Below are 9,591 nucleotides of genomic sequence, written 5' to 3'. Positions count from 1 at the left end.
CCATCCCGCGTCCGATTTATATCTCACCGTTAAAGTACGGTAACAACTATTGCTCTCTCAGTCAGTGACTGAAAAACCAATTTGGAGCGACACATCGGGTTCGAACCGATGACCTCAACCTTGGCAAGGTTGCGCTCTACCAACTGAGCTAGTGTCGCATCACTGAAAGGTTTTTCACCTTTCGATCACCGCTTAATAAGCACTAATCTAGAATTTGGTTGCGGGAGCTGGATTTGAACCAACGACCTTCGGGTTATGAGCCCGACGAGCTACCATACTGCTCCATCCCGCGTCCGATTTTTATCGAAAGGAAACAAACACGTTATTGCCTTCGAGGCTGCGCATTATACGAGGAAAACTGACGGATGCAACACTTCACAAAAAAAAACTGTTCACACCCCGCCAAGTGATTATTTTACAATCAAATACTGAAAATATGCTCACGATAGTAGCGCAGTTCAGCAATCGAGTCACGGATGTCATCGAGTGCAAGGTGGCTACCCTTCTTCGAAAACCCATCGAGAAGCTCAGGCTGCCAACGACGTGTTAGCTCTTTTAAGGTACTTACATCCAAATAGCGGTAGTGAAAGTACTGCTCTAATTCAGGCATGTGCTTATACAAAAAACGACGATCTTGGCCAATACTATTACCACAAATTGGTGATGCGCCTTTTGGCACCCACTTTTCTAAAAACACAATTGTTTCACGAACAGCATCTTCTTCTGTTAGCTTGCTCTGGCGAATACGTTCAACTAAACCACTTCCCGTATGAGTATTGGTACACCAATCATCCATTTTATCTAATTCAGCTTCAGGCTGATGAATCGCAAGCGTAGGGCCTTCTGCTAAAATATTTAGTTGGGCATCTGTCACTATGGTCGCGATTTCAATGATTTTATGTGTTTCAGGATCAAGACCTGTCATTTCAAGATCGATCCAGATTAAATTCTGATCGCTGATTGTCATTGGATTATTGCCTATTTTATGACTAAACCATGTATCATACTTGGCTTATACCGAAAGCCAACCAATACAGAACGATAATCTTGTGGCCAAAAAGAAAAAGCTGACTAAAGGGCAGAGCCGACGTGTTCGCTCAAACCAAGACAAACGATTGAAACGTGAGAAAACTGATGTTCAGTGGGATGAAACCCTGCTGGAATCTGCTCGTGAAGGGCTAGTGATCACGCGTTTTGGCCAACATGCTGATGTTGAAGATCCTGAAACAGGAACAATTCATCGCTGTAACTTACGTCGAAGCATCCAAAGCCTCGTTTCTGGTGACCGTGTTGTTTGGCGCCCAGGTGTTGAAACACTACATGGAATTTCTGGCGTCGTAGAAGCCGTCCATGAACGCAAATCAATGCTGACCAGACCTGATTATTATGACGGTGTAAAAGCGGTAGCGGCTAACGTTAACCGTATTATCATCGTTTCATCAGTGTTGCCTGAATTGTCGCTTAATATCATCGACCGTTACTTAATTGCAGCAGAAACAGTCGGCATCGAGCCACTGATTGTGCTTAACAAAGTCGATTTACTGAACGATGAAGAGCGTAAACAAGTAGAAGAAATCCTATCGCTTTACCAAGATATTGGGTATGAGCTGCGCTATGTCAGCTCGACTACAGGTGAAGGGATGGAATCTCTCAAGCTAGACTTGAAAGATCACATCAATATCTTTGCTGGCCAATCAGGCGTGGGCAAATCCAGCATGGTCAATACACTGATGCCGGAAGTAGACGCTGAAATTGGTGATGTTTCTGAGAACTCAGGTCTGGGCCAACATACAACAACCGCAGCACGCTTATATCACTTCCCTGGTGGTGGCGACTTGATTGACTCACCAGGAGTGCGTGAATTTGGCTTATGGCACTTAGAGCCAGAACAAGTGACTAACGCTTTTGTTGAATTCCGTGAATACCTTGGTGGTTGTAAATTCCGAGACTGTAAACACGGCAGCGATCCTGGTTGTTTGATCCGTGAAGCAATGCAAGACGGAAAAATCTCCCGCGAGCGCTATGACAGCTATCATAAGATCATTGAAAGCATGTCTGAGAATGTCGCTAACCGTCAGTTCTCACGCAATAAAGTAGACTAACATTCAAATGCCTCTGTTTCGTACAGAGGCATTCTCAGCCCCATCCCTTCGACACGCTTGCTCTATTTTCATCTCTATCGCATTTAGTTGCTGACTGATTTAACTGACTTTAGAAAAGACTTTCGGTATTATTCTCGGTTCGAGTTATTATTTGTTTGTTAAAACGAGTAACTAGACTGTTGATTAATTGACACTTTCTGGAAAATATACTGTGCTAGATAACCTCAAAATCGGCTTGCAATACTGCACACCGAAACATGCGTTAACCCGCTTAGTTGGCAAAATTGCAGCTTTTGAAGGTGGTAAGCTCACCACCGCAATCATTCGTTGGTTCATAAACCAATACAAAATTGATATGTCTGAAGCGCGTAATCCAGATCCAGCAGCCTACCCGACATTCAATCAATTCTTTGTTCGTGAACTTAAAGATGGCGCACGCCCTATCAATGGCGACAGCAACATCATCTCGCACCCAGCAGATGCATGTGTTAGCCAACTAGGTCCAATCAAAGAAGGTCGTTTATTCCAAGCAAAAGGTCATTACTTTGATGCTTGCGAACTGCTTGGTGGCGACAAAGCTCTGGCTGATGAGTTCATCGAGGGTGAGTTTGCTACTCTGTACCTTTCACCTCGTGATTACCACCGCGTTCACATGCCATGTGACGGTACACTCCGTCAGATGATTTATGTACCTGGTGATTTATTCTCGGTGAATCCGCTTACCGCAGAAAACGTTCCTAACCTATTTGCACGTAACGAGCGTGTTGTTTGTATCTTTGATACTGAACATGGTCCCGTCGCACAAGTACTGGTTGGTGCAACCATCGTCGGTAGCATCGAGACAGTATGGGCCGGAACAGTAACACCGCCAACAGGCCCTGCTGTTCGTCGTTGGGATTATCCAGCAACAGGCGATAGCGCAGTGGTTCTGAAAAAAGGTGAAGAGATGGGCCGCTTTAAACTGGGCTCAACGGTAATCAACTTGTTCCCGAAAGATATGATCCATTTTGTCGAAGAAATGAAGCCACTTCAGAGCACGCGTATGGGCCAACCTTATGCAGAACTGAAAAAGTCTTAAACGACTAACCAGTTAACATTTCTAAAAAAAGGAACGCCGTGCGTTCCTTTTTTCGTACCAAAAATTGACCTTACCAACGGAATTTTTTTGGTCAAATAGTATGCTGATTTGTAATCTCATTATAAAAAGCAAACCAACATCACTATGAAAAATTTATCAGTCTCACAGCTCATACGGCTATTCATTGCATTTGGTATCCCGCTCGGTATTTTGATGATGCCCATAGATGCCATCCCCATTGATGATTTAACCCTAGTCCAACACCGTCTTCTTGCTATTTTCGCTCTCGCTGCACTCCTTTGGGTTTTAGAACCCGTCCCCGTTTTCGCGACATCCATTCTTATCATCGCCCTTGAACTGATCATGATCTCAGATAAAGGCTTACATTTATTTCGAGTGCCACCAGCTGGCCATGACATGGGTGAGATGATGAAATACACCGATATTTTCGGTGCATTCTCTTCCCCTATTATCATTCTTTTTATGGGAGGGTTCGCACTCGCGATTGCAGCATCAAAATATGAACTCGATAATAATTTAGCCCGAGTATTATTGAAGCCTTTTGGCAAGCAACCTAAGTTCATCATGCTAGGTCTAATGCTGATCACTGCTGTATTTTCGATGTTCATGTCTAACACCGCCACCACAGTGATGATGCTAGCGCTACTAGCACCGATTGTCGCATCTGTGCCCAAAGGGGACATTGGCATTAAAGCCTTAGTGCTATGTATTCCGATTGCAGCGAATACAGGTGGTATCGCCACGCCAATTGGGACACCGCCGAATGCCATCGCTTTACAATATTTAACCGGAGAGCACAGTATTAGCTTTCTTGGCTGGATGATGATGGGGTTACCTTTCGTGATTGTTCAGCTGGCATTTGCATGGTGGCTGTTACAAAAAATGTTCCCATCAAGCCAACAAGAAATGATTTTGAAGCTGGATGGTAAATTTCAAAAAAGCTGGCAGGCCATCGTTGTTTATATCACCTTTGCCTTAACCATCATGATGTGGATGACCACCTCATTACACGGTATGAACACCTATGTAGTGTCGATTATTCCATTGGCGGTTTTCACTCTGACAGGCATTATGGGTAAAGAGGAATTAAAGCTAATTAACTGGGATGTACTTTGGTTGGTCGCCGGGGGTATTGCCATTGGTTTGGCACTAGATAAAACCGGTCTTGCCGCAGCCTTGGCCCATGCTATCGACTACGATGCGCTCTCACCTGTTGCCGTAGTGTTTACCCTTTCCATTTTATGTTGGCTCATGGCTAACTTTATGTCTAATACCGCCACAGCTAACTTACTGATGCCGATTGCTGCAGCTGTTGCCGCTTCCATGGAAAGCTTGACGTCGATGGGTGGCTTACAAGGTGTATTGGTTGTTGTCGCCTTCTCAGCTTCGCTTGGTATGATTTTACCAGTCTCTACACCACCAAACTCCTTGGCTTACTCGACAGGCCTTATTGAAAGTAAGGACATGGCAAAAACTGGTCTTATTATTGGCTTGCTGGGTTTAGTGATTGTCTATATAGGCGCGCTAATTCTCACTTAACATCCCTTTAGCACAACTAACAACTTCAGCATATGACATTCAAGGCGCAGCAATCAGCTGCGTTTTTTTTGTAGAGAGCGGTCACAAATATCGAACTAAACGCCCGCATTTTGTACCTTTACTGCGCTTTATCATTAATGAAATGAGATATCAGTCGATAACCTTAACAAACAAAAATAATTCTACTCTTTTTGCGATTGACGCAATGGAATAGCGAAAATAACCAGAGAGTCCAAGATGAAACATACGATCAAGTTTAAAATTCAGGTGGCCATCGCCATAATTATTGCCTCAGTGAGTGCGGTACAAGCTTGGATTTCAATCAGCCAATTAAAAAACGAAACAACCAAACAAGTTTACGGTCAGATGACCGATATCGGAAAATCGACCAGTAATTACATTTCTAATTGGTTAGATACCCGTACGGGTATGATGCTCGCCAATGAAAGCATAATTAACACCAATAGTGATGTTGACCGTGAGCTGTTAGTCACCAAACGCGCAGGTAATTTCTTATCGGTCTATGCCGGTTTTACTGATGGCAGAATTGCTTTTGGTGACAAAACGGAAGACTGGCCTGCCGATTACGATCCGCGCACCCGCCCTTGGTACCGTGATGCCATCAACGCAGGCAAAACCATTATTACGGAACCTTACCAAGATTTCGACGGTAGCATTGTGGTCAGTATTGCTAAATCATTCCAAGGTCAGTACAGCGGTGTATTAGCATCCGACCTCACCATTAATAGCATTATCAAAGAAGTACTAAGCCTAGATATTGATAACGCTGGCTACGCATTCTTAGTCGATGGTGAAAACCGCATTGTTGCTTACCGCGATGAAGCCCTTAGCCAAAAGCCACTGACTCAGCTAGATAACGAATTAACCGCAGATGTTATTCGTAAACTTGCTTCCAGCCAAAAAGTCGGCACCTTTTTCCAAGAAAGCGACAACAGCAATAAGCTTGTCTTTACGACACCAATTGCTGGTACAACTTGGACACTCGGTGTTGTACAAGATGAAGAATTAGCGTTTGCATCGATCAGCCAACAAATGAAATTTGTTCTAATTGCCTCTGTGGTTTTGTACTTGGTGATTGCCGCTATCGCAACCTACATCATTACTAACCTTCTGCGTCCACTTGCCGATTTAAGCAAATCGGTTGAGCAACTAGCACAAGGCAGTGGTGATCTAACCCAGCGCATCGAAATCAAACGTATGGATGAAATTGGTGAACTGGCAGAGAACATGAATAGTTTCCTTGGCCAGCTACAAACGATGATTAAAGGTATCGTGACTCAATCAACGAACCTAAGCCAATGTGCTGAAGAATCATCAAAGCAAAGTGAATTGGCATCATTAAAAGTGTCAGAACAGCAAAATGATGTAAACCAAATTGCGACTGCGATTCATGAAATGTCAGCCACTTCCGCTGAAGTAGCGAGTCATGCCGAAATGACAGCGTCAGCGGCGCAAGCATCAACTGAAGCTTGTGAGTCTGGTAAGCACGTAATCGGACAAAACCGAGAAGCAATTACATCCCTAGCGAATCAAGTTCAAGATGCTGCCAATGTCATTCATGAATTAGAGAGTAATGCTCAAAACATCAATCAAATCCTATCGACTATTCAAGGCATTGCTGAGCAAACCAACCTACTCGCATTGAACGCCGCAATCGAAGCCGCACGTGCAGGTGAGCAAGGCCGCGGTTTTGCAGTTGTTGCCGATGAGGTTCGTGTTTTAAGTAAACGCACTCATGATTCAACTGAAGAAATTCGCAGCATGATTGATACCTTACAGCAAAATACTCGCCAAGCCGTAGATAGCATGCAATCAAGTACTGAACTTGCAGGGCAAAGTGTTGATTACGCGGGTGCGGCAAGTGATAGCCTGACTCAAATTACTCAGACCATCACAGAGATCTCAGACATGGCATCACAAATTGCTAGCGCAGCAGAAGAGCAACGCGCAGTTAGCGAAGACATTAGCCGCAATACGCAGGCAATCAAAGATGTCTCTGATCACCTTTCTGTTCAAACCGCAGAAGTCAGCAGTAGCGCACGTGATATGAATGCCTCGGCTGAAGCAATGCGTAGCGATGTGTCTCGCTTCAAAGTGTAATACTCGATAACGAACACACAATAACGATCTACTCTCATCAAACGCCGAAGCCTTGCTTCGGCGTTTTTATTTCAAGCCCTAATTGTCTGAGTCTGAGTCAAAATAGTGAACTGACTGCCACTTCTCAACATCAAATTGCTCCCTTTGCCTCCTAGCCGCTAACGTTATTTTTAGTCAGTCGTTATACAATATCGCCACGCCTTCTCAATCTCTTCACTTAAAGAATACTGAAGCAGCTTTCGTGGCCAGTACAATCCAAAGGAATAATAGATGAATAGAAAATGGGTAATAAAACTCAGTATTTTACTCCCGCTCACACTGCCTTTAAGCAGCCAAGCTGCAGCAGAATGGGGGTATCAAGGTGAGCAGGGAAGTGAATCTTGGGGAAAAACATTTAGCACATGTGGTGAAGGTAAAAACCAATCGCCCGTTGATATCCAACAATCCATCGATGCCAACCTCACCCCGCTACACATTAACTATCAGGGTTCTATCACAGAGCTGGTGAATAACGGCCACACAGTTCAAGCCAATGTCAGCGGCAAAAACACTCTCACACTGGCTGGTGAGTCATTTGAATTAAAGCAATTTCACTTTCACACCCCATCTGAGAATTACTTACAAGGTAAACAATATCCCTTAGAAGTACACTTCGTTCATGCTAACAGTAAAGGGGAATTAGCCGTGATTGGGGTGATGTTCGCAACGGGTGAACGTGAAAATGATGGTATGAAATCCTTACTCAGCACGCTACCTGATACCAATACTCGTCAACAGATAACTGCGACTATAAGCCCTGCCGATCTGCTTCCTCGCAGTCGGGAGTATTATCGTTTTAATGGTTCACTCACCACCCCACCGTGCAGCGAGGGTGTACGTTGGTTTGTCCTTAAAGAGCACCTTACTAGTACCCGTGAAGAGGTTGATGCATTACAACAAGTGATGGGGAATAATGCGCGACCACTGCAACCGCTGAATGCGAGAACGATTTTAAGTTCACCATAGCATCAAACCGCAAATGATAACCACTTGCATTTGGGTTGTTAATTGCTTATAGTTTACCCAGCTCGACGAAGTAAGATGCCTTGAAATCCTAACTTGCCCTTATACGCGTCATCTTTACAGAATAGTCCTGTGAAGAAGCTACCTTAAAGCAACAACAACTAGCTGTTCCCCCCGCTTTCTGATGAGAGGAAGCGAAGCTATTCAGCCGTTTGGTAATCGGTGCCATTCATCTAAATGACACTTTATTATCAAAAAAGCAGTATTAGTATGGAGCTTGGTCGCCCTCATACGATAAAAAAGCGCGATATTCGTATCGCGCTTTTGTCGTTGGATCTTTTTTACCGCTATATTTTGATCAATCAAGCAATATCGATCGGAAACGCCGTCACCTGATCAATATGATCGTCACCAATAGCCAGCATGATCAAACGATCGATTCCCAATGCCACACCGGCACAATCAGGAAAACCAGCACGTAAAGCGTTAACTAAATGCATGTCAATTGGCTGTGGCGCTAGCCCCATGGTTACACGCTTAGCATTATCTTCTTCAAAACGGGCTAATTGTTCATCACCATCAGACAATTCATGGAAGCCATTCGCCAACTCAATCCCTTTAAAATAGACCTCAAAACGCTCTGCTACACGGGCATCATCAGGGTTTATCTGTGCTAACGCTGCTTGTGAGGCAGGAAAGTCATAGACAAAAGCTGGCGCATTTTGACCTATCTTCGCTTCAACACCCACACTAAATAACAGCTGTAATAGCGTATCGCGGTCTTCTTCAGGATCTGCTATATCGGCTAACCCCAGTTCTCGCGCAGCCGCTTTTAACTCAGTCATCGAACCTTCAAGAGGGCAAACATTCAGCACCGACAAAAATGCGGCTTGGTAGGTCATGCGGGTTGCAGCCGAACATTGCAAGATCAACTGCAACAACTCATCCATCTCATCCATCAACTGGTGATGATCAAAATCAGGACGATACCACTCTAACATGGTGAATTCAGGGTTGTGATAACGACCGGATTCTTCATTACGAAATGATTTACAAATCTGATAGATAGCACCACTTCCTGCAGCAAGTAAACGCTTCATATGGAATTCAGGGCTAGTCATCAAATACAGCATCTGCCCTTGCGCATAACCCGGCCCGACAAATTCTGTTTTAAATGTATGGAGATGAATATCTGTCACTGTTGCTTGGCTCATTGCGGGTGTATCAACTTCTAATACATTACGCATTTCAAAGAATTCGCGTATCGCTTTAAGAAGAACCGCACGCTGTTTAAGCTTGCTGATAGAGGCAGTCGGTTGCCAAATCATGAGAATGTACCGTTGATATAGACATGGAAAGGACCCTCAGTTTACCAAACCTATCAACTTGAAACCTAGTGCAGCCCATCAGAACCTTTCACTCACCTTCTTACGCTATTTTATCCCGAGAAATTTCCATTTTATGCAGCGAAGAAAACACACCTGTTATGAATAAACATGAACGAAAAGTTAACACCAAGATCGCCCAGATCACATTGTAGACACATAAATACAACGTTAATTGATACAATATATAAACCAAATTATCATTATATGCACATTGCGACTTAGCCTTCGTAGCGAAAGTATTGATAAGCTTTTTATTTATATATACTTACACGCAAAATATGAAACACACCGATAACAGGCCACAAACAATTAAAACAATTAAAAACACTTAATTAATATT

General features: G+C 43.8%; 7 protein-coding genes and 2 tRNA genes. 5 read left to right on the top strand and 4 right to left on the bottom strand.

All coding sequences use genetic code 11. The features are described 5' to 3' along the window. Nucleotides 1–82: 82 nt before the first annotated feature. The 3 genes from ASV53_RS20395 to orn all read right to left on the bottom strand — a co-directional run bounded on the left by ASV53_RS20395 (nucleotide 83) and on the right by orn (nucleotide 967). A tRNA-Gly gene (locus tag ASV53_RS20395) sits at nucleotides 83–158 on the bottom strand. Nucleotides 159–215: 57 nt separating this feature from the next. Next, nucleotides 216–292 (bottom strand) — tRNA-Met (locus ASV53_RS20390). Between the two features lie 129 nt (nucleotides 293–421). Beyond that, nucleotides 422–967, bottom strand: a complete 546-nt coding sequence (orn, locus tag ASV53_RS20385; protein WP_094958453.1) for an oligoribonuclease — start codon at nucleotides 965–967, stop codon at nucleotides 422–424. A gap of 82 nt (nucleotides 968–1,049) precedes the next feature. Between orn and rsgA the strand changes: the two genes are divergently transcribed. The 5 genes from rsgA to ASV53_RS20360 all read left to right on the top strand — a co-directional run bounded on the left by rsgA (nucleotide 1,050) and on the right by ASV53_RS20360 (nucleotide 7,866). Beyond that, nucleotides 1,050–2,102 carry a small ribosomal subunit biogenesis GTPase RsgA gene (rsgA, locus tag ASV53_RS20380; protein WP_062689324.1) on the top strand — a complete coding sequence of 351 codons (1,053 nt, stop codon included), beginning with the start codon at nucleotides 1,050–1,052 and terminating at the stop codon, nucleotides 2,100–2,102. A 211-nt stretch (nucleotides 2,103–2,313) separates the two neighbouring features. Further along, the gene (gene asd, locus ASV53_RS20375) at nucleotides 2,314–3,180 is read left to right on the top strand and encodes an archaetidylserine decarboxylase (RefSeq protein ID WP_094958452.1); all 867 of its coding nucleotides are present in this window, start codon (nucleotides 2,314–2,316) and stop codon (nucleotides 3,178–3,180) included. A gap of 144 nt (nucleotides 3,181–3,324) precedes the next feature. Next, nucleotides 3,325–4,740 carry an SLC13 family permease gene (locus ASV53_RS20370; RefSeq protein ID WP_094958451.1) on the top strand — a complete coding sequence of 472 codons (1,416 nt, stop codon included), beginning with the start codon at nucleotides 3,325–3,327 and terminating at the stop codon, nucleotides 4,738–4,740. Nucleotides 4,741–4,977: 237 nt separating this feature from the next. Beyond that, complete coding sequence (locus ASV53_RS20365; RefSeq protein WP_094958450.1) at nucleotides 4,978–6,861, top strand: methyl-accepting chemotaxis protein; 1,884 nt, start codon at nucleotides 4,978–4,980, stop codon at nucleotides 6,859–6,861. A gap of 270 nt (nucleotides 6,862–7,131) precedes the next feature. Next, complete coding sequence (locus ASV53_RS20360) at nucleotides 7,132–7,866, top strand: carbonic anhydrase (protein ID WP_094958449.1); 735 nt, start codon at nucleotides 7,132–7,134, stop codon at nucleotides 7,864–7,866. A 359-nt stretch (nucleotides 7,867–8,225) separates the two neighbouring features. Here ASV53_RS20360 and epmA read toward each other — a convergent pair whose 3' ends face one another. Further along, nucleotides 8,226–9,191 carry an elongation factor P--(R)-beta-lysine ligase gene (gene epmA / locus ASV53_RS20355; RefSeq protein WP_439126497.1) on the bottom strand — a complete coding sequence of 322 codons (966 nt, stop codon included), beginning with the start codon at nucleotides 9,189–9,191 and terminating at the stop codon, nucleotides 8,226–8,228. Between the last annotated feature and the right edge of the window lie 400 nt (nucleotides 9,192–9,591).

The sequence above is a fragment of the Photobacterium sanguinicancri genome, from assembly GCF_002265265.1.
GTDB lineage: Bacteria > Pseudomonadota > Gammaproteobacteria > Enterobacterales > Vibrionaceae > Photobacterium > Photobacterium sanguinicancri.
The sequence above is the reverse complement of the archived record's forward strand: the minus strand, read 5'-3'. Positions and strand labels throughout refer to the sequence as shown.

Excerpts from the sequence above, each read along its gene's own strand:
- ASV53_RS20365 (WP_094958450.1), top strand. The coding sequence starts at position 4,978 with ATGAAACATACGATCAAGTTTAAAATTCAGGTGGCCATCGCCATAATT.
- ASV53_RS20370 (WP_094958451.1), top strand. The coding sequence starts at position 3,325 with ATGAAAAATTTATCAGTCTCACAGCTCATACGGCTATTCATTGCATTT.
- ASV53_RS20360 (WP_094958449.1), top strand. The coding sequence starts at position 7,132 with ATGAATAGAAAATGGGTAATAAAACTCAGTATTTTACTCCCGCTCACA.
- epmA (WP_439126497.1), bottom strand. The coding sequence starts at position 9,191 with ATGATTTGGCAACCGACTGCCTCTATCAGCAAGCTTAAACAGCGTGCG.
- orn (WP_094958453.1), bottom strand. The coding sequence starts at position 967 with ATGACAATCAGCGATCAGAATTTAATCTGGATCGATCTTGAAATGACA.